A 25,054-nucleotide genomic window follows, 5' to 3' on the forward strand; every position below is an offset into this window, starting at 1 on the left:
GGTTCCTCCCATCCAACCACGCGGTCCTGACAGACCTCCGGCGTGGTTCGATGAGGGGTATGCCGCACTCCCCCGACCTGCTCCGCCACCTGGTCGCGCGCACCGCCACCGAGCTGGGGCCGGACGCGCCGACGCTCTGCTCCCCCTGGACGGTGCGTGACCTGCTCGCGCACCTCGTCGTCCGGGAGACGCGCCCGGACACGCTCCCGGGCATCGGTCTGCCGCTGCCCCCGCTGCAGCGCCACACCGAGCGGGTGCAGGACGAGGTCGCCGCGCGGCCGTTCGCCGAGCTGGTCGACCAGGTGCGCAGCGGCCCGCCGCCGTGGTGGCCGACGCGGCTGCCCGTCCTGGACCGCGCGGTCAACGTGGCCGAGCTCGCGATCCACCACGAGGACCTGGCGCGGGCGCGACCCGGATGGGCCCCGACCGACCTGCCGGACCCGGTGCCCGCCCAGCTGTGGGGCACCGTCCGCACGGCCGGGCGCCTGCTCTACCGCGACGCACCCTGCGGCGTCGTCGTGGTCGCACCGGGCCACGGCCGCGCCGCCGTGCGTCGGCCGCCGGCGGGCCGCGGCAGCGTCGTGCTGACCGGTGCCCCGCTGGAGCTGCTGCTCCACGCCTTCGGCCGGGACCAGGTGGCGCGGGTGGAGGCGGCGGGCGAGGACCGCGACGTCCAGGCGCTGTCCTCCCACCGGCGCGGCGCCTGAGCCCTGCGCCGCGGGAGGAGTCGGTAGGCCACACTGAGGGCATGAGCAGCGCCCGTGAGCACGCCCGGGCCGCCGGGCACGTGGTCCTCGACCCGCTGCGCGAGGAGATCACCCCCGGCGCGGCACGGACCAGGGTGCTGCGACTGCGCTCCCGGGCCTGGCTGATCCTGCAGGCGGCGACCGGTGCGGTCCTGGCGTGGTTCGTCGCCCACGACCTGCTCGGCCACGCGCTGCCCTTCTTCGCCCCGATCACGGCGATGGTCTGTCTCGGACTGACCTATGGCGACCGGCTCCGACGCATCGTCGAGCTGACCATCGGGGTGGCCATCGGCGTAGGCATCGGCGACCTCTTCGTCCACATCTTCGGCACCGGGCTGTGGCAGATCTTCGCGGTCTGCGTCGTCGCGATGTCGCTCGCGGTCCTGGCCGGGGCCGGGCAGCTGCTCATGATGCAGGCCGGGATCCAGGGCGTCATCATCACCACCCTGGTCGCCGGGGACGGACAGGCCTTCAACCGCTGGCTGGACGCCGCGGTCGGCGGCGGGGTGGCGCTGCTCATCGCCATGCTGGCGCCGATGCGCTCGACCACGAAGCGGCCGCGGGAGCGGATCATCGCCCTCGTGGGTCACCTCGCCGAGGTGCTCACCGACACCGCGCAGAGCCTGCGCAACCGGGACGTGGGCCGGGCCACCCGGGCGCTGCAGACCGCCCGGGGCCTGTCCGCCGAGCTGGAGGCGCTCCAGGACACCACCGCCGAGGCCGCGGCTGCCGCGCGCCTGGCTCCGCTGCTGTCCGGGGTGCACAAGGCGGAGGTCCAGGAGATCAAGGTGCTGCTGCAACCGCTCGACCTCGCGATCCGCAACATCCGGGTGCTCGCCCGACGCGCCGAGGCGGCGGTCGGGGCCGGGGAGTTCGTGCCGGACTCCTACACCGACATGGTCGAGGGGCTGGCCGAGGCGGCCGCCGTCCTGCAGGAGAAGCTGGAGCACCGGGAGCCGCTGGGCGGCGCGCAGGAGGACCTGGTGCACCTCGCCCGGCAGTCGACCTGGGGGCACTCCCGCGCCGGCCTGTCCGCCGAGGTGCTCCGCGCCCAGGTGCGCTCCACCGTCGTGGACCTGCTGGTGCTCTCCGGCATGACGACCGCCGAGGCGCGGCGCCGGGTGCCGCCGACCCGTGAGGAGATCGACCCCGTGGAGTAGCTCAGCGCTGGTGGTGCTCGACCAGGGCCGCCAGCCGGGAGGCCTCACGCTTCGCCCGCTCGCCGTCCGCGCGCTGGATCGCCATGACGGCCAGCTCCTCGGTGTCGTTCAGCTCGAGCACCACCCAGGGCGCGCCGGGCGTGAAGGTCACCGAGGCGACCTGCGACCACTCCAGCTCGCGCCGCAGCACGAGGTTGACGACCACGAGCCCGGCGGCGGAGGGGATCGCGCGGATGAGGGCATACCGCCAGAGGAAGGCCCCCATGGCGAGGCCCAAGCCGGCGATGAAGATCCGGTTGAGCAGCGCCATCGTCGGGCCGGCACCGGCGTAGGTGGGACCGAGCACCGCCACGAGCCCGAAGACCAGCACCGAGGCGAGCCCCGCGACCCGAGCCACCCGCGCGCCGGTCACCGGGCGGAACGGCGCGTAGGGGTCGGTCGCCCCGCTCACGACCGCACCCTGGCGTCACCCGCGGCCGGGCCGGCCCCGGTCACCGCGCCCTGCGGCGCCTCGTCCCGCGCGGCCCGGGACCACACGACGAAGCCCCACAGCACGAGCGCGCCGTAGACGGCATACATCACCGCGGAGGGGTAGTAGCCCGAGTGCCACAGCAGCGGCACCCCGACGAGGTCCACGGCGATCCACACCAGCCAGAAGTCCACCCAGCCGCGGGCCATGGCGTAGGTCGCCAGCATCGACCCCACGAAGATCCAGGCGTCGGTCCAGTAGTACCAGCGCGGTGCCGGCCAGCCCGCGCCCACCTGCGCGAAGACCCCCTGGGCCAGCACGACGAGGAGGGCGGCGGCGAGGAGGTATGCCGTGCGCTCGCGCAGCGTCGCCCAGCGGGGGGTGATCGCCGGCTCACCCTTGGCGCGGGTGCGCCGGGAGGCCTGCCAGCGCCACCAGCCGTAGACGCTGGTCGCGATGAAGAAGACCTGCCGGGCGGCCTGCCCGAAGAGGCTGTGCTCCTGCGGGTTCACGAACCACACCCCCATGAAGACGGTGAAGAGCAGCAGGTTGCCGATGATGCCGACCGGCCAGGCCCAGACGGTGCGTCGCATGCCGAGAAGCGCCGAGGCGAAGCCGAAGCCGTTGCCGACGACCTCGCGCCACGCGACGCTGTGGCCCAGGACGGAGACCTCGGCATAGAAGAGGTCACCCCAGACGTCCACGCTCAGACCTCGGGCGAGGAGCTGGACGAGGACGCTGCGGCGGCGCGGCGGAGGTCCGCGACGGCACCGGCCACGTCGTCGGCGCCGTAGACCGCGGAGCCGGCGACGAAGACGTCGGCCCCGGCCTCGGCGCACCGGGCGATCGTGTCCTGCGCCACGCCCCCGTCCACCTGCACCCAGATGTCGCCACCGTGCCGACGCACCGCCTCCCGGACCTCGCGCACCTTGGCCAGCTGGTCGTCCATGAAGGATTGCCCGCCGAAGCCCGGCTCGACCGTCATGACGAGCACCATGTCGAGCTCGGGCAGCAGGTCGGCATACGGGGCGAAGGGGGTGCCGGGCTTGAGCGCCATCGCCGAGCGCGCCCCCGCGGCCCGGATGGCCCGCGCGGTGCCGACCGGGTCCGCGGCCGCCTCGACGTGGAAGGTCACCGAGGAGGCACCTGCCTCGGCGTAGCCGGGCGCCCACCGGTCGGGGTCCTCGATCATGAGGTGGCAGTCCAGCGGGACCGGGCTGACCTGGGCCAGCGCCTCCACGACCGGTCGACCCAGGGTGAGGTTGGGCACGAAGTGGGCGTCCATGACGTCGACGTGCGCCCAGTCCGCGGTCTCGATGGCGCGGAGCTCGTCGGCCAGGTGGGCGAAGTCCGCGGCGAGGATGGAGGGGCTGATCTGCGGGTGCGCGGGCGGGGCCATGCGTTCAGTCTAGAGAGGGTGCCGCGCGCCGGAGCAGGGCCACGAACATCCCGTCCGTGCGGTGCCGGTGCGGCCACAGCTGGGCCCACGGGCCGTCCCCGGTGTCCGGCACGGGGGCGCCGGAGCGGTCGCGCAGCAGCGGGCGGACGTCCACCGGCTCGACGTCGGGCCGGCGCTTGAGCACGTCCTTGACGACCAGCTCGGTCTCGGCGAGGTGCGGCGAGCAGGTGGCGTAGGCCACGAGGCCCCCGGGCCGCACGGCGGTGAGCGCCGAGTCCAGCAGCGCGCGCTGCAGCGGACCGAGAGTGCCGAGGTCCTGGGGCGAGCGGCGCCACCGCGCCTCGGGGCGGCGGCGCAGCGCGCCCAGCCCGGTGCAGGGCGCGTCGACCAGGACGCGGTCGTAGGTGTCCGGCTCCTCGGCCCCCACGTCACGGCCGTCGCCGACGGTGACGTCGACCCGGGCCCCGGCGTGGACCGGGCCGACGAGGGTGTGCCGGAGGAGCTCGGCGCGGTGCTCGCTCACCTCGTTGGCCCGCAGCCGGGCCCCCTGCTGCGCCGCGAGCGCCGCCAGCAGCCCGGCCTTGCCTCCCGGTCCGGCGCACAGGTCCAGCCAGCGCTGCTCGCTGCCCTCGGCGAGCTCGGGCAGGGGCGCCTGCGCCAGGGCGAGGGTGAGCAGCTGGGAGCCGGCGTCCTGCACCGCCGCGCGGCCCTCGCGGACCGCCGCCAGGGCTCCGGGGTCTCCCTGCGGCAGCTCCCACGCGGTCGGCGCGATGCCGGCGGGCCGGGCACCGCCCGCCTCGAGCTCCTCCTCGGCCCCGAGACCGGGGCGGGCGACCAGCGTCAGCGGGCCCGGGGTGTTGTGGGCGGCCAGGAGCCGGGCGAGCTCGCCGGAGTCCGCGACGGAGTCCTCGGGGGCGGCGCCCCGGGCGGACACGAGCGACGCGCGCAGCGCCCGGACCACCCACTCGGGGTGCGAGTGCTCCAGGGCGAGCCGGGCGAGCGGGTCCTCCAGACCCTCGACCAGGCTCGCGACCCAGGCGTCCCGGTCCTGGCTGCTCACCCGGCGCAGCACCGCGTTGACGAAGCCGCCCGCGCCCTGGCTCACCTGCTGTCGCGCCAGCCCCACGGTGGCGCTCACCGCGGCGTGGTCCGGCACCCGCATCCCCAGCAGCTGGTGGACGCCGAGGCGCAGGACGGTGCGGACCGGTCCGTCGATCTCCGCGACCGGGCGGCCCGCGGCCTGCGCGACGACGGCGTCGTAGAGCCCCCGCATCCGGAGGGTGCCGTAGGTCAGCTCGGTCGCGAAGGCGGCGTCGCGGCCGGAGAGCGAGGCCGAGCGCAGCGCCCCCGGGAGCACCAGGTTGGCGAAGGCCTCGTCGGTGTCCACCTGCCGCAGCACCCGGAAGGCGACCGTGCGGGCGGGGTCGGCCACTCTGGTGCGCTGCGCGGGGGTCTGGGCCGACCGGCGCCGCGGCCCTCGCCGGCCGTCGCGGCCGCCCGTCCGGTCCCGGCCACCGCCGCCGGACCGACCCCGGCCGCCCCCACCACGGGCCGGGCGGTCCTCAGCCACCGAGCACCTCCCTGGGTCCGGGACGCACGCCCCGGGCCCAGTCGGTCGCGGCCATCGCGCGCTTGCCCTGGGCCTGCACCTGCCCCAGCTGCACGGGGGTGCTGCCGGTGCCGACGAGAATCTGGTCCCTACCGACGTGCACCTCGCCGGGCGCGAGCCGCACCTCCTGCGGTCCCTGCTCCGCCGGCACGACCGGGCCGAGCTTGAGCCGGGCGCCCCGGAAGGTGGTCCAGGCGCCCGGTGCGGGTGTGCACGAGCGCACGAGCCGGTCCACCGCGTAGGCGGGGTGGTCCCAGACGACCCGGGCGTCCTCGACCGTGATCTTGGGCGCCAGGCTCACCCCGTCGGCGGGCTGCGGCTCGGGCGTCAGGGCCCCGGCCTCCAGCGCGTCGAGAGTGCTGACGAGCAGGTGGGCCCCGGCCTCGGCCAGCCGGTCGAGCAGGTCGCCGGAGGTGTCCCGCGGCCGCACGGTCTCGGTGAGCCGGCCGAGGACCGGCCCGGTGTCCATGCCCTCCTCCAGCAGGAAGGTCACCGCACCGGTCACGTCGTCACCGGCACGCAGCGCGTGCTGCACCGGCGCCGCGCCACGGTAGGCCGGCAGGAGGGAGAAGTGGAGGTTGACCCACCCGTGCCTCGGGAGGGGCAGCAGCGCAGGTGGCACCAGCAGGCCGTAGGCGACCACCGGGCAGGCGTCGGGTGCCCAGTCCCGGAGCTGGTCCTGGGCCTCGGCGTCACGGAGCGAGGACGGCGTGGCGACGGGTATGCCCGCCTCGAGCGCGACCTCGCGGACCGGGGACGGGCGGAGCGAGCGGCCGCGGCCGGCCCGCGCATCGGGCCGGGTCAGCACACCGACGACCTCGTGCTCGGAGCGCAGCAGGGCACGCAGACTCGGGACCGCCGCGTCGGGGGTCCCGGCGAAGACGAGACGCACGCGGGCTCAGCGACGCTTCCGGTCGCGGCCGTCGCCGACCTCGTCCACCTGCACGACCTCGGCCTCGCTGGAGGACTGGTGGAACTCCTCGGCGTCGACGTTGAGCTCGACGATCTCCTCGCCCTGCTCGCGCAGCAGCTCGTGCCGGTCCCGCCGGCGACGGCCCTGCTCCACCGGGTCGGGCACCGGCGCGGCGGCGATGAGCCGCTGGGTGTACTCCTGCGTGGGATGCTCCATGATCTGCTCGCGCGGGCCGGCCTCGACGACCTTGCCGTTCTGCAGCACGACCACCTTGTGGGCGAGCAGGTCGATGACCGCCAGGTCGTGGCTGATGAACAGGCAGGCGAAGCCGAACTGCTCCTGGAGCTCGGCGAAGATCTTGAGCACCCGGGCCTGCACCGACACGTCGAGGGCGGAGGTGGGCTCGTCGGCCACCAGCAGCTCCGGGTCGAGGGTCAGGGCGCGCGCCACCGAGATGCGCTGCCGCTGGCCGCCGGAGACCTCGTGCGGGTAGCGGTTGTAGACCTCGCGCGGCAGGTGCACCGCGTCGAGCAGCTCGTAGACCCGCTGCTCGCGGGACTTGCGGTCACCGACCTTGTGCACGACCAGCGGCTCGGCGATGCACTCGCCGATCGGCAGCCGTGGGTTCAGCGAGGCGGCCGGGTCCTGGAAGATGACACCGATCCGCCGGCGCAGCGGCTTGAGGTCCTTGCGCCTCATCCCGGTGATGTCCTGGCCGAGCAGCCTGAACTCGCCGGAGGCGGCGGGGATGAGGCCCAGGGCGCACCGGCCGATCGTGCTCTTGCCCGAGCCGGACTCCCCGACCAGCCCGACGATCTCACCCTGCCGCACGTCGAAGCTGACGTCGTCGACGGCGCGGAAGGGCGCCTTGCCGAGCCGCTGGTACTCGATGACGAGGTTCTTCAGCTCGATCGCCAGCGGTGCCTCGGCGTCGACCTCCTCTTTGACGCTGATGCCCATCTGCCCGCGCCCGGCGCCCATCCGGGGGACGGACCCGAGGAGCATCTTGGTGTAGTCGTGGTTGGGGTGCAGCAGCACCTCCTCCACGGTCCCGCGCTCGACGATCTCGCCCTTGAACATCACCGCCACGCGGTCGGCCATGTCGGCGACCACGCCCATGTTGTGCGTGATGAGCAGGATGCCGGTGTTGAGCTTGTCCTTGAGCGAGCGGAGCAGGTCCAGGATGTCGGCCTGCACGGTGACGTCCAGGGCCGTGGTCGGCTCGTCGGCGATGATGACCTTGGGGTCGCAGCTGATCGCGATGGCGATGACCACGCGCTGCCGCTGACCGCCGGAGAGCTCGTGCGGGTACTTCTTCATCTGCCGCTCGGGCTCGGGGATGCCCACCATGCCCAGGAGCTCGATGGCCCGGCTCCAGGCCACGGCGCCGCGGGCGACGCCGTGCAGCTCCATGGACTCCACCATCTGGGTGCCGACGGTGAGGACCGGGTTGAGCGCCGTCATCGGCTCCTGGAAGACCATGGCCACGTCGTTGCCGCGCAGGCGGCGCATCGTCGACTCGGTCAGCCCGCCCACGTCGCGCCCCGCCACGTTGACCTGGCCCCCGATCGTCGCGTTGCGGGGCAAGAGGCGCATGGCGGTCATCGACGTCACCGACTTGCCCGAGCCGGACTCGCCGACGAGGGCGACGACCTCGCCCGGCCGCACCCGCAGGTCCACGCCCTTGACGGCGTGCACGCTGCCGAACTCGGTGCGGAAGCGCACGTCGACGTCGTCGAAAGCGAGCACGACCTCCTCGTCGCCGGTCGGCGTGCCCGAGCCGGTGTAGACCGGCTGCCCCGAGTTGCTCTGCGTGGTCGTCGTCATCAGTCGGCCGTCCTGTTCTGCCTGGGGTCGAAGGCGTCGCGCAGCCCATCACCGAGGAAGTTCACCGAAAGCGCGACCGCGAGGATCATGATGCCGGGCCACCAGAACAGCCACGGTCGGGTGAGGAAGGCGTTCTGGTAGTCCGAGATGAGCAGGCCCAGCGAGGTGTCCGGTGGCCGGACCCCGAAGCCGAGGTACGACAACGAGGACTCCAGCAGGATGGTCGTGGCGATGGTGAGGGTGGCGCTGACGATGATCGTGCCGATGGTGTTGGGGAGGATGTGCTTGAAGATTACCCGGCCCGAGCCTGTGCCGATCGCCTCCGCCGCGGTCACGAACTCGCGCTCGCGCAGCGAGAGCACCTCGCCCCGCACCAGCCGGGCCAGGCCGGTCCACGAGACCAGGCTGAGGACCAGCGCGAGGGCCCAGATGCCCCCACCGGCCATCTTGCCGAGCACCGCGGCCAGGACCAGCAGCGGGATGATGATGAACAGGTCGGTGACGCGCATGAGGATCGCCTCGACCCAGCCGCGGTAGAAGCCGGCCAGCGCCCCAATGATCGTCCCGACCAGGGTGGAGAGCAGCCCGACGGTGAAGGCCACGATCAGGGTCCGCTGCGTGCCCCGCATCGTCAGCGCGAAGTAGTCCTTGCCGATGGTGTCCTGCCCGAACGGGTTCTCGCCGATCTGGAACGGCCAGAGCTGCAGCGTCGGTCGGCCGCCGTCCACCGCGACACCGGCGTCGTAGAACGTCTTGTCCCACCAGGCCGGGATCCATCCGTAGCCGATGGAGGTGAACGCCATGAGCGTGATGAAGACCAGGACGAAGAGCGAGACCATGGCGCCCTTGTGCCGGAAGAACCGGCGGCGGACGAGCTGCCCCTGCGAGTAGGACTTCTGGCTGAGGTCGATCTGCTTCTCGACCGAGTAGACCTCCTCCACCCGGCTCGCGGCCGGCGTGGGCTCTGGGTCGTCCGGGCGCTGGCTGTCGCTCATCGGGTGGTCCTCTGCTCTGTCGGGTGGGTCGCGGGGCGGTCGCGGGTGGGTGTCACGCTCACCGACGGATCCGCGGGTCGAGCGAGGCGTAGGCGATGTCGGCGAACATGTTCATCAGCACCGCCGCGCCGCCGGCCACGAGGTAGTAGGCCATGACCGGGTTGGGGTCGACGAACTGCAGCCCTTGTCGGAACATCGCGCCCAGCCCGCGCCACCCGAAGACGGACTCGGTGACGACGGCGCCGCCGAGCAGCGAGGCGAAGTCGAAGGCGACGATCGTCGTGATGGGGATGAGCGCGTTGCGCAGCGCGTGCTTGGTGAACACCACGCGGTCCGAGAGCCCCTTGGAGCGGGCGGTGCGGATGTAGTCCTGGTTAATGGTCTCCAACATCGAACCGCGGGTGTATCGGCTGTAGGAGGCGATCGAGATCAGCGTCAGCACGATGGTGGGAAGCACCAGCTGGACCCCCCAGTTGTAGATGCCTTCCCAGAAGGTGCCGTCGAAGCGCTCCGGGATGAAGCGGTTCTCCCCGATGGTGCTGATCTGTCGGTCACCGGACATCTCGAGGAACCCGGCCCAGCCGCGCAGCAACTGGTCCATGAAGATGAGGAAGCCCATGGCGAGAGCGGTCCCGACGCTGACGATCATCGCGGTCCGCCGCTCGTAGCCGCCCATGACCCAGCCCACGGCGAGGGCGACCGCCACCGTCACGAGAGCCAGCAGCAGGATCGTCAGCCAGCCTGACGGGTCCTCGAGGATCGGCCCGGTGACGAAGTAGCCCACGAGCCCCAGCCCGATGGTGACCAGCCCGGCATACAAGACCTTGCGGTTGGACAGACCGACCGTCATGACGAGCATGAAACCGAGGGCGGCGAACGCGCCGACGATGATCAGCGGCAGGCCGAGCGCGGGCTGGACCCACCAGTTCACCTGGTCGAAGGCGAAGACCAGCCCGAAGACGACGACGAAGGTCACGGCCCCGGTGACGAGTTGCCGCCGCAGGTCGCCGCCGAGCACCGAGGCCACGGCGAGGGCGAACAAGAAGGCGACGACGCCCATCGCGGCCGTCGACACGTCCGGGTCGGCCATCCAGTTGTTGAACCGGATCGCCCCGACCTCCTTGAGGAGGACCGCGGCCCAGAAGATCGGCAGCGAGTAGAAGAGGAAGGCGGCGAAGGTCACCGCGTAGTCGAAGCCGGAGTACTGCCGGATGGCCGAGAGGACACCGAGAGTGACGCCGATGAAGATCGCGAGGAAGGTCGCGATGGTCACCAGCCGCAGGCTCGCTCCCGCGGCGGACAGCAGCAGGTTGTTGACGCTTGCTCCGTCCCGCGTCATCCCGAGGTCGCACTGGAGCACGAAGCACCGGCTGACCCCGCTGAACCAGCCGAGGTAGCGCTCCCACCACGGGTCGTTGAGCCCCATGTTCTCAGACCGGGCGTCCATGAGCTGCTGGCGGTTCTCGGCGCGCGACTCGCGCAGGTCCGCGAGCGGGTCGCCCGAGTTGATCGTGAGGACGTACATCAGCACGGAGCCGAGGAACATGATCAGCGCGGAGATCGCGATCCTGCGGAGGATGAACTGGAGCACGGGCCTGACCTTTGCAGTGAGAACGGTTCACGGCGGTGTGACGGACTGCCCGCAGACTCTAACCCCTCGGCAGGGGTGCTGACCACGGACGCTCCCGGCGCGTGTCGCCGCCGGAGCAGCACGCCGAGTGGGGAGGTGCCGGACGACGAACGGGGTGGGAGGGAGTCGACCCTCCCACCCCGTTCACCGGTGCCGAGCCGGCAGCGGGACCAGTCCCGCTGCCGGCTCAGCCGGGATGCGTCAGCTGGCGCGCACCCACTGGTCGGCGTTCCAGGAGACACCGGTCTGGACCGAGGTCGGCCGGACGTTCTCCAGGGTGCTGTCGTAGCCCGCGACACCCGGGTGGGCGAACAGCGGGATGCCGTACAGGTTGTCCCACAGCAGCTTCTCGATCACCTTGATCTGCTCCATGTGGACCTCCGGGTCGTTGGAGCCTGCCAGGGTGTTCCACGCCTCGTCGACCTCCTCGTTGGAGAAGCCGCCGAAGTTCTGCCCACCGTCGGTGGAGTAGATCGGTTGGCCCGACGCGACCTGGCCCGAGCCGGCCCAGGCGAAGAGCGCGACCTCCCAGTCGCCCTGCTCCAGCGTGCCGCCGGCCTCGAAGAAGTCCTGGTTGCCCGCGTCGACGATCTCGAAGCCCGCCTCGTTGCAGGAGGCCTGGATCTGGGCCACCTCCTCGGTGCGGCGCTGGTTCGGGGCGGAGTAGCCGATCCGGACCTCGACCGGCGTCTCGACCCCGGCCTCCTCCAGCTTGGCGGTGGCGCCCTCGATGTCGACCTCGTCGTACTGACCGCTGTAGGCCGCGTCCACGACCTCCTGGTAGTCCTCCTGGAACGGGAACTTCTCGCGGAGGTTCATCACCTGGGCGTCCGGGTTGATCGGCGCGATGAGGTTGTCGACGATGTTCTGCCGCGGGACGCACATGGCGAACGCCTCACGGGCCGCCAGACCACCGTTCTCGTCGTTGAAGACCGAGTCCTCGGCGAAGTTGTAGTCCAGGTGCTCCCACGTCATCTCGGCCGTCGTCTCGACCGCGACGGAGTCGCCCATGCCCTCGAGCTGCTGCAGCGTGTCGACGGTGGCCTGCGGCTCGATGACGTTGATGTCACCGTTCTGCAGCGCCTGCACGTGGGTCTCCGGGGCCGCGAACTTGTAGACCAGATTGCCGGTCGCCGGCGCCGGGCCGAAGAACGACTCGTTGGGGACCAGCGCGAGCTGGTTGCCGCTCTCCCAGGCCGCACCCTCGAGGGTGTAGGGCCCGCTCGAGGGCACCAGCGCCTCGTCCTCGACCTGGTAGTTCGGGAAGTTCCAGCCGGTGTTCCAGAACTCGGACACCTCGGCCACGGTCTCGCCGTCGCCGTCCAGGATCGCCTGGGCCAGCTCGGCCGGCTCCATGCCCGCCTGCTCCGCCGCGACGTGCGAGGGGAAGGCGTCGCTCACGACGAGCTCCCAGTCCGGGTAGGGCTCGGGGTAGACGACGGTGAAGGTCTTGCCGTCGACCTCGGCCTCCGGGGGGTCCGGCACGTAGCGGCCGAAGGTGTCGGACACTGGGTCGAAGCCCAGGGTGTCGACGCCACCGAGCGCCTCGGGGTTGGAGGAGGCCCACTCCAGCAAGTAGTCGTTGGCGGTGATGGGGGTGCCGTCGGACCACACCGCGTCGTCGGAGATGGTGTACTCGACGGTGAGCGGGTCCTCGGAGGTCTGCTCGTAGGTGCCGTACCACTCGTTCGGGTAGACGGTGCCGTCGGTGCCCCAGTACCAGAAGCTGCTCAGCAGCATGTTGTTGACGACCGCGTTGTAGGTCGAGTTGGTGGCCGCGGTGTCGCCGTTGTAGGAGTTGTACTCCTCGGCACCGCTGGAGAAGGACACCGTGTCGTCGTTGGTGGTGACCTCGCCCAGGTCGGCCTTGGCGGTGGAACCCTCCTCGCCGCCCATGTCACCCTCGGACTCCTCGCCGGAGCCTGCGCTCTCCTCCGAGCCGTCGCCCTCGCCGCCGCCCTCGGCACCGCTGTCGGTGTCGCCGGAGCCGGAGTCGGACGTGCAGCCAGCCAGAGCCAGGGCACCAGCGGCCACAACGGCCATGGTCGCGCGCCTGATCTTCAATGTTCCTCCTAGTGAATGGGCGTCTCACGCCGGCGGACCGCCCTGGTCCGCCGCGCGCGTGTCATCGACGCGCCGGGGGTTGCGTGGACAACGTAGACACCTGCGTGCCTGCCACGCCACCGTCGTGCCCACACGGTGACGGGATCGTTACTCTTTTGAGACTTCCGTAGCGGTGACGCTACGTCAATCAGAACGGGCGTCCTGACGACCCGTCGCCAGGGCCCGTCAGGGCTACTGTGCGTGCCCGTCCAGGACCAGGCGGAGCGCCTCCGGAGCCTTGCGGGCGCTGCGCTCGGCGCGCACCGTGTGCACCGCCTGCGCGAGGTCGTGCCCGTCGCCCTCGCGTACGGTGGCCCGGGCCCGGCGGCCCTCCCCGTCGCCCCCGTCGAGCGGCACCGTGCCCAGCAGCCGGTGCCCGACCCGGGCGAGCGCCCGCCCGGCCTGGTCGACCGCGCCGACCGGGCCGCTCACCTCGACCTGACGCGTCGCCGGGGGCAGGCCGAGAGTGGCGCGGTCACCGAGCTCGCGCAGGGCGAGCCACGCCGGGTCCCAGCGCACCAGCGCCTCGACGGCGGGCAGGGAGCCGTGCGGAGGCACCCCGCAGAGCACGACGGCCGGCCCGCGCCGCGCCGGCGCTGCCCGAGGACGGGCGCGGACGAGCGCGGCGGCGGCGCACCAGCGACGCAGCGCCTCCACCGGCGCGTCGAGGTCGGCCCGCTCCAGCAGCGACCAGCCGTCGAGGAGGACGGCGGCGGCATAACCGGTCTCGGCCCAGGGCTCGGCCCCGGGGGTCGCGACCACGAGGGTCGCACCCCCCTCGACCTCGTCCACGACGTGCTCCCCGCCCGAGCTCACCACCCGGGTCCCGGGGAAGGCCCGCCCCAGCTCCTCGGCCGTCCGGCGCTCCCCCATCCCGGTGGCCCGCCGCCGCCGGGAGCCGCACTCAGTGCACGCATGGTCCACGGGGACCTCGGTGGAGCACCACCGGCAGGCCGGTGGTCCCTGGCTGCCGGCGACCGGACCGCCCGCGCCGACGGGCCCCTGGCAGCGCTCGCAGCGCACCGGGGTGCGGCAGTCCTGGCAGGCCAGGCCGAGGACATACCCCTGGCGGGGCACCTGCACCAGCACCGGCCGGTCGCTCTCCAGGCCGGCGCGCAGCGCCCGCCAGGCGACGCTCGGGAGCCGCGCCGTCCGGGCCGCCGGGTCGCGCTCCTCCTCGTGACCCTCCCCGGCCACCACGACGGCGGGGGCGACGCCGCGCACGCGGTCGGTGTCCGCGACCACCGGTGCGACCACCCCCTCGTCCACCCACTGCTGCACGACGACGCTCCGGGTGAAGCCGCCGACGAGCAGTGCGGCCCCCTCACGCCGTGCACGCCGACGGAGCACCTCGCGGACGTGGGGATAGGGCGCCCGCGGCTCCTGGTGCAGGTCGTCGGCCTCGTCCCAGCAGACCACCAGCCCCAGGTCCGGCACCGGGGCGAAGCCGCTGGCGCGGGTGCCGACCACCACGCGGGCGTGGCCGCGCAGGGCACGGAGGAAGGCGGTGTAGCGGGCCTCGGGCCCCAGGTCGGCGGTGAGCCGGACCACGTGGGCCTCCCCCACCGCCCGGGTCACCGGCCCCATGACGCGCTCCACGTCGCGGCGGTCCGGCACGACGACGAGCGCGCCACGACCCCCTGCGGTCGTCGCCGCGACCGCGGCAGCGATCGCGTCGGGCCAGTCGTCCCCCGGCCCCTGACCGGGCAGCGCGAGCCACGCCGCCGCGGGTGCCTGCCCGTCGTGCAGCCGCCGCAGCAGGGCCGGCCCCGCGGGATAAGCCGTCCACGCAGGGTCGATCGCGGTGTCACCGACGGGATCGACGTCCGGCCCGGCCCCGTGGTCCTCGGCCTCGCCAGGCCCGGGACGCGGTGGCACCGCCCGCTCGGCCCGGGCGTGCCGCGGCGGCACGGCGAGCCGCACCGTGTCGGAGAGCGTCCCGCCGTAGTGGGCGGCGACCTCCCGGGCGGCGTCCAGCACGGCCGGCGTGAGCACGGGCTCGGGGCTCACGACCGAGCGCAACGGGGCCAACCTGCCCTCGTGCTCGGCGTGAGCCTCACGCGTCAGCAGGAAGCCGTCGTGGTCCCGTCCGGCGAAGCGGACCCGGACCCTCACCCCCGGCCGGGCCGCCTCGTCGAGCTCGGCCGGGACGGCATACTCGAACGGGCGGTCGAGGTGCGCCAGGGGTGTCTCGACGAGCACGGTCGCCACCGGGTCGGTCTGCGCCAGCGGCACGGACGCCGCCGGGCCTCGTGCGCGCCGTCGCGTCGGGGTCGGCGTAGAGGTCGGGCTCGCCGGCGCCGGGACCAGCTCCAGCTGCTCGGCCATGTCGACCCCCGGTGACCCGACGCTCAGACCGCGGCGCGCAGGGCGTCGACCCGGTCCAGCCGCTCCCAGGTGAAGCCGTCGTCGAGGCCGGGGGCGCTGGTCCGCCCGAAGTGGCCGTAGGCGGCGGTGGGGCGGTAGATCGGCCGCAGCAGGTCGAGCTGCGCCACGAGGGCGGCGGGCCGCAGGTCGAAGACGCTGCGCACCGCCTCCTGGATGTGGTCCACCGGAACGCTCTCGGTGCCGAAGGTCTCGACGTAGAGACCGACCGGGTGGGGGTAGCCGATGGCGTAGGCGACCTGGATCTCGCACCGGCGCGCGAGCCCGGCGGCGACGACGTTCTTGGCGACCCAGCGCATGGCGTAGGCCGCGCTGCGGTCGACCTTGGAGGGGTCCTTGCCGGAGAAGGCGCCGCCGCCGTGCCGCGCCATGCCGCCGTAGGTGTCGACGATGACCTTGCGCCCGGTGAGCCCGGCGTCGCCCATCGGACCCCCGATGGTGAAGACGCCGGTGGGGTTGACAAGCATGCGGTAGCCGTCGGTCTTGAGCTCGACACCAGCATCGTGAGCCTGGTCGAGGACGGGGGTGATGACCCGCTCCCGGATGTCCGGCGTCAGCTGCTCCTCCAGGTCGATCCCGTGGGCGTGCTGCGTGGAGAGCACGACGGTGTCGAGGCGCACCGCGCGGTCGCCGTCGTAGGCGATCGTCACCTGCGTCTTGCCGTCCGGCCGGAGGTAGTCCAGCTCACCGCTGCGGCGGACGGCGGCGAGCTGCTCGGCGAGCCGGTGCGCCAGGAAGGCGGGCAGCGGCATGAGCTCGGGCGTGTCGTCGCAGGCGTAGCCGAACATCAGCCCCTGGTCGCCGGCGCCCTGCTGGTCGTAGGGGTCGGCCTGCTCGGACCCGCGGCTGGAGACGGCGTCGTCGACACCGGTCGCGATGTCGACGGACTGGTCGCCGATCGAGATCTCGACCCCGCAGGTGCGTCCGTCGAAGCCCTTGTGGGAGTTGTCGTAGCCGATCTCCAGGATCGTCTGCCGGACGAGCTGGGCGATGTTGGAGTAGCCCTGGGTGCGCACCTCGCCGGCGACGTGGACCAGCCCGGTCGTCACCATCGTCTCGACCGCCACCCGGGAGTGCGGGTCCTGGGCGAGCAGGTCGTCCAGGATGGCGTCGCTGATCTGGTCGCAGATCTTGTCCGGGTGTCCCTCGGTGACGGACTCCGAGGTGAACAGGCGGGTCATGGGGGTGCTCCTTCGGGGCAGCGGCTGCTGACTGACCTGCGCGAGTCTACGGTCCGGAACCGACACCTCCGGAGCCGCTGCCGCCTCAGCGCAGCAGCGGTACCGCGTGGTCCCAGATGGCCGCTGCGACCAGCGCCTTGTCGCCCGGACCGACTGTGCGGACCTCCTCGGTCCCCGGCCGCAGGAGGTGTGCCGTGGTGGTGTCCTGGCCGAAGGTCCTGCCGTCCCCCACCTCGTTGGCGACGAGCAGGTCGCACCCCTTGCGCTCGAGCTTGGCGCGGGCCAGGGCGAGCACGTCGCCGGTGCCGTCCCCGGTCTCGGCCGCGAAGCCCACGAGGAAGGGCGAGGCGGCTCCCGCACGGCGCTCGACGAGACCGGCCAGGATGTCCGGGTTGCGGACCAGCTCGATCGTGGGGGCGCTGTCGTCGCCCTCGCCGTGGGTCTTCTTGATCTTGCTCTCGGCGTAGTGCGCCGGGCGGAAGTCCGCGACGGCGGCCGCCATGACCACGGCGTCCACCCCGCCACCGTCGACGAGGCGGTCGACGGCGCGCTGCAGCTCCAGCGCCGTTTGCACCGGCACGAGGTCGCACCCCGCCGGCGTCTCCAGGCTCACGTTGGCACCGACCAGGCTCACCCGCGCTCCGCGCCGGGCCGCCTCGGCCGCGACGGCATACCCCTGCTTGCCGGAGGACCGGTTGCCGAGGTAGCGGACCGGGTCCAGCGGCTCGCGGGTGCCCCCGGCAGTGACGACGACGTGCCGCCCGGCCAGGTCGCCGGCGGCGCTGCGGCCGGCGTCGTCACCGGTCGCGGCCGGCGTCACGGCCGCCAGCGCGGCGGCCACGATCTCCTCCGGGTCGGGCAGCCGGCCCGGGCCGGTGTCCGCCCCGGTCAGCCGCCCCGAGGCCGGCTCGACCACGTGCACACCGCGCTCGCGCAGGAGGGCGACGTTGGCCCCGGTCGCCGGGTGCGTCCACATCTCGGTATGCATGGCCGGCGCCAGCACGACCGGGCAGCGGGCGGTGAGCAGCGTCGAGGTGAGCAGGTCGTCGGCCAGGCCGTGGGCGGCGCGGGCCAGCAGGTCGGCGGTCGCCGGGGCGACGAGCACGAGGTCGGCCTCCTGGCCCAGCCGGACGTGCGGGACGAGCGGGACGTCCTCCCAGACCTCGCTGGACACGGGACGTCCGCTGAGGGCCTCCCAGGTGGGTGCGCCGACGAAGCGCAGCGCGGCGGCGGTGGGCAGGACGGTGACCTCGTGCCCGGCCTCGGTCAGCAGCCGCAGGACGGAGCACGCCTTGTAGGCCGCGATCCCTCCGGAGACGCCGAGCACCACGCGCATACCGGTGTGCCCTCCGTGCCCTGTGGGTGTCAGCTCTCGGGCGAGCTGGTGTGCAGCTTGCCCTGGTCGATCTCGTGCAGCGCGATCGACAGCGGCTTGTCGGTGGCGTCCGCCTCGACCAGCGGGCCGACGTACTCGAGCAGGCCCTCGCTGAGCTGGGAGTAGTAGGCGTTGATCTGGCGCGCCCGCTTGGCGGCGTAGATCACCAGGGCGTACTTGCTGTCGGCGCGCTGCAGCAGGCTGTCGATCGGGGGGTTGGTGATGCCGTCGGGGTGGGCGATGGTGCCGGTTCCGCTCACGGTGCTCTCAGTCCTTCGTTCGTTCGGGTCTGTTCAGGGGTCGGGGCTGCGGTCTGCGCAGGGGGGTCGGCCATCAATGATACGAGTTCCTCGGCCGCCCGGGCGACATCGTCGTTGACGATGGTCACGTCGAACTCCTGCGCGGCCACCAGCTCGGTGCGTGCGGTCTGCAGCCGCCGCGTCCGCTCGGCCTCGGTCTCGGTGCCCCGGCCGACGAGGCGCTGCACGAGCTCCTCCCAGCTGGGTGGCGCGAGGAAGACGAAGAGCGCCTCCGGCATCGCCTCCCGCACCTGCCGGGCACCCTGCAGGTCGATCTCCAGCATCGTGGGACGACCCTCCTCCAGGGAGCGCTCGACCGGCCCGCGCGGGGTGCCGTAGCGGGCGCGGCCGTGCACCGTGGCCCACTCCAGCAGCTGGCCCTCCCGGTCCAGCCGGTCGAACTCCTCGTCGTCGACGAAGAAGTAGTGCTCCCCCTCCCGCTCCGCCGGGCGCGGCGGCCGGGTGGTCGCGGACACCGAGAGCCACACGTCCGGATGGTGCTCGCGCACGTAGGCCGCCACGGTCCCCTTCCCGACCGCGGTCGGGCCGGCCAGCACCACCAGGCGGCGCGGGGCGCCGTCGGCGTCGCGGCCCTGCGGCGCGCCGCCGGTCTCCCCGGCGCTCAGCGGTCGCTGAAGTGGTCGAGCAGGTGGTGCACCTGGTTGGCACCCAGCCCGCGCACCCGGCGGCTCTCGGAGATCCCGATCTCCTCCATGAGCTGGCGCGCCCGGACCCGGCCCACCCCGGGCATCGACTCCAGGAGCGCGGAGACCTTCATCTTGCCGATGACGTCGTTCTCCTTGCCTTCGGCGATGACGTCCTTGAGGGACCCCTGGGAGTTCTTCAGGCGGTTCTTGACGGCTGCGCGCTCGCGGCGGGCGGCGGCCGCCTTGGCGAGGGCGTCGGCGCGCTGCTCCGGCGTCAGCTCGGGAAGGGCCACGGTCCTACTCCTTGATCGTCCAGTGCCAGGGGGCAACCCTGGTGCCGTCGAACATAGCGACCCTCTCCGTCCCGTGCCAACCCCGGTGTCGCCGCGCGACCCCGCTGACCTGCGGCGGTCGGGGGTCAGCCGTCGCCGAGCGCCCCGGCGAGACGCCGCGTCCAGCGCTCCAGCGCGCTCGCCACGCCCTCGGGGCCTTCGCGCAGGACACCCCGCGACACCGGCACGAGGACGCGACCTGCGGCACCGCCGAAGGCGCGCACGACGTCGTGCTCGTCGGCGCCCTGCGCCCCCACGCCGGGCGCGAGCACCGGGGCGAGCGACCCCGCGAGGTCCAGCCCCTCCGCGGCCGGGTCCAGCGTGGCCCCCACCACCACCCCGACGTCGCCGCAGGGTGCCTGCCCGGCATTGTCCGCGCCGACCTCCTGCAGGAGCTGCTGGGCCACGCTCGGGCGGCCCGCCGACTGGACCTGCCCGCCCTCGGGGTTGGACGTGCGCACGAGCACGAAGACACCGCGCCCCGTGGATCGCGCGAGGTCCAGGGCCGGGCGCAGCGCGCCGTAGCCGAGGTAGGGACTCAGCGTGACCGCGTCGGCGGCGAGCGGGGCGTCGTCGTCGAGGTATGCCTGCGCATACCCCGCCATCGTGGAGCCGATGTCACCGCGCTTGACGTCGAGCACCGTCAGCAGACCCCGGTCGCGGCAGCCGCGCAGGACGTCCTCGAGGACCGCCACCCCCGCGGCGCCGTGCCGCTCGAAGAAGGCCGACTGCGGCTTGACCGCCGCACAGCGCCCTGCAGCGGCGTCCAGGACGACGCTGCAGAACTCGGCGACCCCCGCGGCGGTGTCCGGCAGGCCCCAGTCCTGCATCAGCTCCCGGTGCGGGTCCAGCCCGACGCACACCGGCCCATGCCGGCCGAGGGCCTCGGTGAGCCGGAGCCCGAAGCGCTGCGGGGCGGCGTGGCTCCCTGGGCCGGGCGAGGTCGGGTCGTCGGTCATGGGAGCTCCTCCGTGCGGTCGGGTGGTTGGTCGAGGCGGCGGGTGAGGGTGTCGAGCAGGGTCGGGTCGGCCCACAGCGCGGTGCCGAGCTGCACCGCCACCGCTCCGGCGGCCAGGGCGCGGCGGGCGCTGTCGAGGTCGTGGACGCCCCCTGCGGCGACGAGGGGGACCGCGGGCCAGCGCTGCTCCTGCGCCGCGGCGGTCAAGGCGCGGACGCCGGCACGGCACACGGCACCGGTCGAGGGCCCGGACCACCAGCGCCCCTCGCCCAGCGCGATCGACCCGCACACGACCACGGCGCCGGCGCCGCCGGCCACGGCGCCACGGGCGACGCCCACGAGGTCGGGCTGCAGCGCGGAGAGCCGGGCGAGGAGCAGCAGGTCGCGCGGGGTCTCCTCGCGCAGCCGGGCCATGACCCGCAGCGCGTGCTGGTCGTCGGCACCCCGCAGGTCGACCTCGACCGCGCCGACGCTGTCACCCTCCAGCCCGCGGCACAACCGCCCGGCCAGGGCCGCGGCCTCTCCGGTCCCGCTGCCGCGGACCGCGACCACGGCCCGCAGCCCGCGGGTGGCGCACCACCGCAGCCGGTCCACCGCCGTGAGCAGGGTGATCCCCGGGACCGACCCGTGCTCCAGCCCCCCGGGGCCGTGGCCGTGCACGAGCGCCGGCCCGTCGTGCTCCGGCTCGGCGACCACCGGCCCGACGGGCACGAGGACGCGCTCCAGGGGCCCGAAGCGGATCAGACCCCGGGCGTCGTCCACGGCACCGGGGGTGACGAGCACCCGGGGCAGGGACGCAGCCTCACCGCGCCGCATCGGCCACCCACTCCCCGGGGAGGACCGGCCCCTCGAGGCAGGGGCGCAGCCGCCGCGTCTGGCCGTCGACGACGACCCGCAGGTCGCACTGCCCGCACAGACCCGTCCCGCACAGGACCGGCTCCTGCAGGTCCAGCGCGGCCACCCGGGAGGCCCTCCCCCGGTCCCGGGCCGCCGCCGCGACGTCCCGGACCTGGTCCCGCGAGCCGGTGGCGTAGACGACCCCGACGCCGTCCAGCTCGTCCAGCCGCCCGCCGACGGTCGTCGCGAACCGGTCGCCCTCGGTGAGCATCACGGTGCTCGCCTGCCGGCGCAGCGGCCCGACCTCCAGGTGACGGTCCGGGTCGTCGGCGGAGAGCACGAGGTGCACCTCGCACCCCCGCTCCCGCAGCAGCGCCACCAGCCAGCGCAGCGGGACGCTCCCCGCCTCGTGCCCGGCGACGAGGACCGGCACCGGCTGCGCCGGCAGACCGAAACCCCGGCCCAGCGGACCCAGCAGACGCTGCGCACGCCCCTCGCGAAGGCGCTGCCCGTCGGAGGCCGCCAGCACCACGTCGACGGTCGTCCCGTGCACCGGGTCCACCGACACCCCGGCGACCCACAGCAGCGTCGGCAGCGGCTCGCCACGGCTGAGCTCACCCGGGACCACGACGAACTGCCCCGGCCGGCAGCGCTCCCACGCCGGGTCCGGTGGCACCGCCAGGCTGACGACGTCGTAGGCGCCGGACGCACGGGTCAGCGTCGCCACGGCCTCCAGCACCGCCGCAGAGCGGTGGCCGGATCGACCGGGAGCGGTCATGCCCGCGTCCTCAGCGCCCGCCGGACGCGCGGGCATACAGGTCCAGCGCCCGCGCGTGCTCCTGCAGCGGCGCCACACCGAGGGGGCCCGCGCGCATCGCCTCGATGCCGAGCACCGCGACCGCGAGCTGCTGGACGGTCGTGATGATCGGGCGGTCCAGCGACGTCGTCGCCGCCCGGATCGCGTAGCCGTCGGCCCGCGCGTCGCGGCCGGAGGGCGTGTTGATGACCATGTCCACCTCGCCGTCGGCGATCTGGTCCACGATCGTCCGGACCGTGCCGTCGGCGCGGCCCTCGCTGTGCTTGTGCACGACCTGGGCCGGTATGCCGTTGCGCCGCAGCACGTCCGCGGTCCCCTCGGTCGCGAGCACCGAGAAGCCGAGGTCCACGAGCCGCTTGACCGGGAAGATCATCGAGCGCTTGTCCCGGTTCGCCACCGAGACGAAGACCGTGCCCTGCGTCGGCAGGCTCGACCCGGCCCGCAGCTGGCTCTTGGCGAAGGCCGACCCGAAGGCCGCGTCGATCCCCATGACCTCGCCGGTGGAGCGCATCTCCGGCCCCAGGATGGAGTCGATCGCCTCGCCGGTCTGGGTGCGGAAGCGGCGGAACGGCAGGATCGCCTCCTTCACCGAGAAGGGGGCGTCGGCGGGCAGCGAGCCGCCGTCGACGCCCTGGGGCAGCACGCCCTCGTCGCGCAGCTGCTGGATCGTCGTGCCCAGCATCACCCGGGCCGCGGCCTGCGCCAGCGGCACGCCGGTCGCCTTGGCGACGAAGGGGACGGTGCGGCTGGCCCGGGGGTTGGCCTCGAGCACGTAGAGCACGTCCTGGGCCAGCGCGAACTGCACGTTGATGAGGCCCCGCACGCCGATGGCCTCGGCCAGGGAGCGGGTCGCCTCGCGCACCGCGTCCAGCTCGGAGCGGCCCAGGGTGAACGGCGGCAGCACGCAGGCCGAGTCGCCGGAGTGGATCCCGGCCTCCTCGATGTGCTCCATGATGCCGCGACGTAGAGCTCGGTGCCGTCGTAGACCGCGTCGACGTCGATCTCCACCGCGGTGTCGAGGAAGCGGTCGATGAGCACCGGGTGGGCCTCGTCCTCCCCGGTCGCCGCGGTCGCCCGGCCGACGTAGGAGGTGAGCGACTCGTCGTCGTAGACGATCTGCATACCGCGTCCGCCGAGGACGTAGGAGGGCCGGACCAGGACGGGGTAGCCGATCTCCCGGGCGACGGCGAGCGCGTCGTCCACGGTGTATGCCGTGCCGTGCCGGGGCGCGGTGAGGCCGGTCTCGGCCAGCACCCGGCCGAAGGCGCCGCGGTCCTCGGCGAGGTGGATCGCCTCGGGCGGGGTGCCGACGATCGGGACCCCCTCGGCCTTGAGCGCGGCCGCCAGCCCGAGCGGGGTCTGGCCCCCGAGCTGGACCACGACCCCGGCGACCGGACCGGCCGCGCGCTCGGCGTGCACCACCTCCAGGACGTCCTCCAGCGTGAGCGGCTCGAAGTAGAGCCGGCTCGAGGTGTCGTAGTCGGTCGAGACCGTCTCCGGGTTGCAGTTGACCATGACCGTGTCGAAGCCGTGCTCGCGCAGCGTGATCGAGGCGTGCACGCAGGAGTAGTCGAACTCGATGCCCTGGCCGATGCGGTTGGGCCCCGACCCGAGGATGAGGACCGCGGGCCGCTCGCGCGGCCGGACCTCGGTCTCCTCGTCGTAGGAGGAGTAGTGGTAGGGCGTCTGCGCGGCGAACTCGCCGGCGCAGGTGTCCACGGTCTTGTAGACGGGGCGCACGCCGAGCGCGTGCCGCACCCCGCGGACCACGGCCTCCTTGAGACCGGTGAGCTGGGCCAGCTGTGGGTCGGAGAAGCCGTGCCGCTTGGCGAGCCGGAGCAGCTCCGGGGTCAGGCGGCCACCGGAGCTGGTGCGCGCCGCCGCGCGGACCCGCTCGGCGATCTCGTTGATCACGGCGATCTGGTCGAGGAACCACGGGTCGATGCCGGTCGCCTCGTGCGCCTCCTCGACGCTCGCACCGCCCCGCATCGCCTGCTGGACCAGCACCAGGCGGCCGTCGGTCGGGGTGCGGGCCTGGTCCAGCAGCGCCCGGGCCATCTCCGGCGTCGGCGCCTCGTCCTCGCGCCAGTGGAAGCTGGTGTGCGCGGCCTCGGTCGAGCGCAGCGCCTTCTGCAGCGCCTCGGTGAAGTTGCGGCCCAGGGACATCGCCTCGCCGACGGACTTCATCGTGGTCGTCAGCGTCGGGTCCGCGAGCGGGAACTTCTCGAAGGCGAAGCGCGGGACCTTGACGACGACGTAGTCCAGGCTCGGCTCGAACGCAGCCGAGTAGAAACCACCATGCCGAAGGCGGACCGGGGGGTGCCCGGGGGGCGGAGCCCCCGGGGGGTGGTGATGTCGTTGGGCACCTCGTCGAGGGTGTAGCCCAGCGCCATCTTCGCGGCGATCTTGGCGATCGGGAAGCCCGTCGCCTTGGACGCCAGGGCCGAGGAGCGCGACACCCGCGGGTTCATCTCGATGACGATGATCCGCCCGTCGGCGGGGTTGACCGCGAACTGGATGTTGCAGCCGCCGGTGTCGACCCCCACCTCGCGGATGACGGCGATGCCGATGTCGCGCAGCCGCTGGTACTCCCGGTCGGTCAGGGTCATCGCCGGGGCGACCGTGATCGAGTCGCCGGTGTGCACACCCATCGGGTCGAGGTTCTCGATCGAGCAGACGACCACGACGTTGTCCGCGCGGTCGCGCATGACCTCGAGCTCGTACTCCTTCCACCCCAGGATCGACTCCTCGAGCAGCACCTCGGTCGTCGGGCTGTCCTGCAGCCCCGCCCCCGCGATGCGGCGCAGGCTGGCCTCGTCGAAGGCGAAGCCGGAGCCCAGGCCGCCCATGGTGAAGGAGGGACGGACCACGACGGGGTAGCCCAGCTCGTCGGCGGCCGCGAGCACCTCCTCCATCGTGTGGCAGATCGCCGAGCGGGCCGACTCGGCGCCGCAGCGCTCGACGACGCCCTTGAAGGCCTGCCGGTCCTCGCCCAGCTGGATCGCCTCGACGTTGGCGCCGATGAGCGGGGCGCCCAAGCGCTCCAGCGCCCCCGACTCGTGCAGGGCGATAGCGGTGTTGAGCGCCGTCTGCCCGCCGAGGGTGGCCAGCACGGCGTCCGGCCGCTCCCGCTCGATGATCGACTCCACGATCTCGGGGGTGATCGGCTCGACGTAGGTCGCGTCGGCGACCCCCGGGTCGGTCATGATCGTCGCCGGGTTGGAGTTGACCAGGACGACCCGGATGCCCTCCTCGCGGAGCACCCGGCACGCCTGGGTGCCGGAGTAGTCGAACTCGGCGGCCTGCCCGATGACGATCGGGCCGGACCCGATGACGAGGACGCTGCTGATGTCGTCGCGCTTGGGCACTGGC

The 25,054-nt window shown here is 73.4% G+C and carries 20 protein-coding genes and 1 pseudogene; 2 read left to right on the forward strand and 19 right to left on the reverse strand.

Annotation, left to right across the window (positions count from 1 at the left end; all coding sequences use genetic code 11):
• Window positions 1–59 precede the first annotated feature (59 nt).
• Together BJF86_RS02455 and BJF86_RS02460 are read left to right on the forward strand one after the other, a co-directional pair.
• Entirely contained in the window at window positions 60–707 is a 648-nt protein-coding gene (locus BJF86_RS02455; RefSeq protein ID WP_075816829.1) for a TIGR03085 family metal-binding protein, read from the forward strand.
• A 41-nt stretch (window positions 708–748) separates the two neighbouring features.
• Window positions 749–1,906 carry an FUSC family protein gene (locus tag BJF86_RS02460; protein ID WP_075811058.1) on the forward strand — a complete coding sequence of 386 codons (1,158 nt, stop codon included), beginning with the start codon at window positions 749–751 and terminating at the stop codon, window positions 1,904–1,906.
• Between the two features lies 1 nt (window position 1,907).
• Here BJF86_RS02460 and BJF86_RS02465 read toward each other — a convergent pair whose 3' ends face one another.
• From BJF86_RS02465 to carB, 19 genes and pseudogenes are all read right to left on the reverse strand, one after another.
• On the reverse strand, window positions 1,908–2,357 hold the full coding sequence (locus tag BJF86_RS02465; RefSeq protein WP_075816830.1) for a PH domain-containing protein: 450 nt from the start codon (window positions 2,355–2,357) through the stop codon (window positions 1,908–1,910).
• Window positions 2,354–3,079, reverse strand: coding sequence for a nicotinamide riboside transporter PnuC (gene pnuC, locus BJF86_RS02470; protein ID WP_075816831.1), 726 nt, complete (start codon window positions 3,077–3,079; stop codon window positions 2,354–2,356). Before pnuC ends, BJF86_RS02465 begins: the two co-directional genes overlap by 4 nt.
• Before the next feature lie 2 nt (window positions 3,080–3,081).
• Entirely contained in the window at window positions 3,082–3,774 is a 693-nt protein-coding gene (gene rpe, locus BJF86_RS02475) for a ribulose-phosphate 3-epimerase (protein WP_075816832.1), read from the reverse strand.
• 4 nt (window positions 3,775–3,778) lie between these two features.
• On the reverse strand, window positions 3,779–5,344 hold the full coding sequence (locus BJF86_RS02480; protein ID WP_075816833.1) for an RsmB/NOP family class I SAM-dependent RNA methyltransferase: 1,566 nt from the start codon (window positions 5,342–5,344) through the stop codon (window positions 3,779–3,781).
• Entirely contained in the window at window positions 5,337–6,275 is a 939-nt protein-coding gene (gene fmt / locus BJF86_RS02485) for a methionyl-tRNA formyltransferase (RefSeq protein WP_075816834.1), read from the reverse strand. Before fmt ends, BJF86_RS02480 begins: the two co-directional genes overlap by 8 nt.
• A 6-nt stretch (window positions 6,276–6,281) precedes the next feature.
• Window positions 6,282–8,123 (reverse strand): ABC transporter ATP-binding protein, encoded by a 1,842-nt coding sequence (locus tag BJF86_RS02490; protein ID WP_075816835.1) that lies wholly within the window; start codon window positions 8,121–8,123, stop codon window positions 6,282–6,284.
• A complete protein-coding gene (locus BJF86_RS02495; RefSeq protein ID WP_075816836.1) occupies window positions 8,123–9,118 on the reverse strand; it encodes an ABC transporter permease in 996 nt (331 codons plus the stop codon). Before BJF86_RS02495 ends, BJF86_RS02490 begins: the two co-directional genes overlap by 1 nt.
• Before the next feature lie 58 nt (window positions 9,119–9,176).
• The gene (locus BJF86_RS02500; protein ID WP_075816837.1) at window positions 9,177–10,709 is read right to left on the reverse strand and encodes an ABC transporter permease; all 1,533 of its coding nucleotides are present in this window, start codon (window positions 10,707–10,709) and stop codon (window positions 9,177–9,179) included.
• Between the two features lie 240 nt (window positions 10,710–10,949).
• Window positions 10,950–12,791 (reverse strand): ABC transporter substrate-binding protein, encoded by a 1,842-nt coding sequence (locus tag BJF86_RS02505; protein WP_075816838.1) that lies wholly within the window; start codon window positions 12,789–12,791, stop codon window positions 10,950–10,952.
• 252 nt (window positions 12,792–13,043) lie between these two features.
• A complete protein-coding gene (locus BJF86_RS02510; RefSeq protein ID WP_158068353.1) occupies window positions 13,044–15,179 on the reverse strand; it encodes a primosome assembly protein PriA in 2,136 nt (711 codons plus the stop codon).
• Between the two features lie 23 nt (window positions 15,180–15,202).
• Entirely contained in the window at window positions 15,203–16,417 is a 1,215-nt protein-coding gene (gene metK / locus BJF86_RS02515; RefSeq protein ID WP_075816839.1) for a methionine adenosyltransferase, read from the reverse strand.
• Between the two features lie 85 nt (window positions 16,418–16,502).
• Complete coding sequence (gene coaBC, locus BJF86_RS02520) at window positions 16,503–17,753, reverse strand: bifunctional phosphopantothenoylcysteine decarboxylase/phosphopantothenate--cysteine ligase CoaBC (protein WP_075816840.1); 1,251 nt, start codon at window positions 17,751–17,753, stop codon at window positions 16,503–16,505.
• 29 nt (window positions 17,754–17,782) lie between these two features.
• Complete coding sequence (gene rpoZ, locus BJF86_RS02525) at window positions 17,783–18,052, reverse strand: DNA-directed RNA polymerase subunit omega (RefSeq protein WP_022924097.1); 270 nt, start codon at window positions 18,050–18,052, stop codon at window positions 17,783–17,785.
• Complete coding sequence (gene gmk / locus BJF86_RS02530) at window positions 18,049–18,651, reverse strand: guanylate kinase (RefSeq protein WP_075816841.1); 603 nt, start codon at window positions 18,649–18,651, stop codon at window positions 18,049–18,051. The genes rpoZ and gmk overlap by 4 nt, the downstream gene beginning before the upstream one ends.
• A gap of 62 nt (window positions 18,652–18,713) precedes the next feature.
• On the reverse strand, window positions 18,714–19,031 hold the full coding sequence (gene mihF / locus BJF86_RS02535) for an integration host factor, actinobacterial type (protein ID WP_010148593.1): 318 nt from the start codon (window positions 19,029–19,031) through the stop codon (window positions 18,714–18,716).
• A gap of 125 nt (window positions 19,032–19,156) precedes the next feature.
• The gene (gene pyrF / locus BJF86_RS02540; protein WP_075816842.1) at window positions 19,157–20,029 is read right to left on the reverse strand and encodes an orotidine-5'-phosphate decarboxylase; all 873 of its coding nucleotides are present in this window, start codon (window positions 20,027–20,029) and stop codon (window positions 19,157–19,159) included.
• The gene (locus BJF86_RS02545) at window positions 20,026–20,844 is read right to left on the reverse strand and encodes a hypothetical protein (RefSeq protein ID WP_075816843.1); all 819 of its coding nucleotides are present in this window, start codon (window positions 20,842–20,844) and stop codon (window positions 20,026–20,028) included. Before BJF86_RS02545 ends, pyrF begins: the two co-directional genes overlap by 4 nt.
• Window positions 20,831–21,643, reverse strand: a complete 813-nt coding sequence (locus BJF86_RS02550; RefSeq protein ID WP_158068354.1) for a hypothetical protein — start codon at window positions 21,641–21,643, stop codon at window positions 20,831–20,833. The genes BJF86_RS02545 and BJF86_RS02550 overlap by 14 nt, the downstream gene beginning before the upstream one ends.
• Window positions 21,644–21,653: 10 nt before the next feature.
• Window positions 21,654–25,050: pseudogene (gene carB / locus BJF86_RS02555) on the reverse strand (carbamoyl-phosphate synthase large subunit).
• Window positions 25,051–25,054: the final 4 nt, after the last annotated feature.

Source organism: Serinicoccus sp. CNJ-927, assembly GCF_001942435.1.
GTDB classification, from domain to species: domain Bacteria; phylum Actinomycetota; class Actinomycetes; order Actinomycetales; family Dermatophilaceae; genus Ornithinicoccus; species Ornithinicoccus marinus.

What these genes read in the sequence shown, in the direction of transcription:
- BJF86_RS02505 (WP_075816838.1), bottom strand. Translation starts at nt 12,791, where the DNA reads ATGGCCGTTGTGGCCGCTGGTGCCCTGGCTCTGGCTGGCTGCACGTCC.
- coaBC (WP_075816840.1), bottom strand. Translation starts at nt 17,753, where the DNA reads ATGCGCGTGGTGCTCGGCGTCTCCGGAGGGATCGCGGCCTACAAGGCG.
- BJF86_RS02490 (WP_075816835.1), bottom strand. Translation starts at nt 8,123, where the DNA reads ATGACGACGACCACGCAGAGCAACTCGGGGCAGCCGGTCTACACCGGC.
- BJF86_RS02460 (WP_075811058.1), top strand. Translation starts at nt 749, where the DNA reads ATGAGCAGCGCCCGTGAGCACGCCCGGGCCGCCGGGCACGTGGTCCTC.
- BJF86_RS02455 (WP_075816829.1), top strand. Translation starts at nt 60, where the DNA reads ATGCCGCACTCCCCCGACCTGCTCCGCCACCTGGTCGCGCGCACCGCC.
- rpe (WP_075816832.1), bottom strand. Translation starts at nt 3,774, where the DNA reads ATGGCCCCGCCCGCGCACCCGCAGATCAGCCCCTCCATCCTCGCCGCG.
- BJF86_RS02510 (WP_158068353.1), bottom strand. Translation starts at nt 15,179, where the DNA reads ATGGCCGAGCAGCTGGAGCTGGTCCCGGCGCCGGCGAGCCCGACCTCT.
- BJF86_RS02545 (WP_075816843.1), bottom strand. Translation starts at nt 20,844, where the DNA reads ATGCGGCGCGGTGAGGCTGCGTCCCTGCCCCGGGTGCTCGTCACCCCC.
- metK (WP_075816839.1), bottom strand. Translation starts at nt 16,417, where the DNA reads ATGACCCGCCTGTTCACCTCGGAGTCCGTCACCGAGGGACACCCGGAC.
- BJF86_RS02495 (WP_075816836.1), bottom strand. Translation starts at nt 9,118, where the DNA reads ATGAGCGACAGCCAGCGCCCGGACGACCCAGAGCCCACGCCGGCCGCG.
- pyrF (WP_075816842.1), bottom strand. Translation starts at nt 20,029, where the DNA reads ATGACCGACGACCCGACCTCGCCCGGCCCAGGGAGCCACGCCGCCCCG.
- BJF86_RS02550 (WP_158068354.1), bottom strand. Translation starts at nt 21,643, where the DNA reads ATGACCGCTCCCGGTCGATCCGGCCACCGCTCTGCGGCGGTGCTGGAG.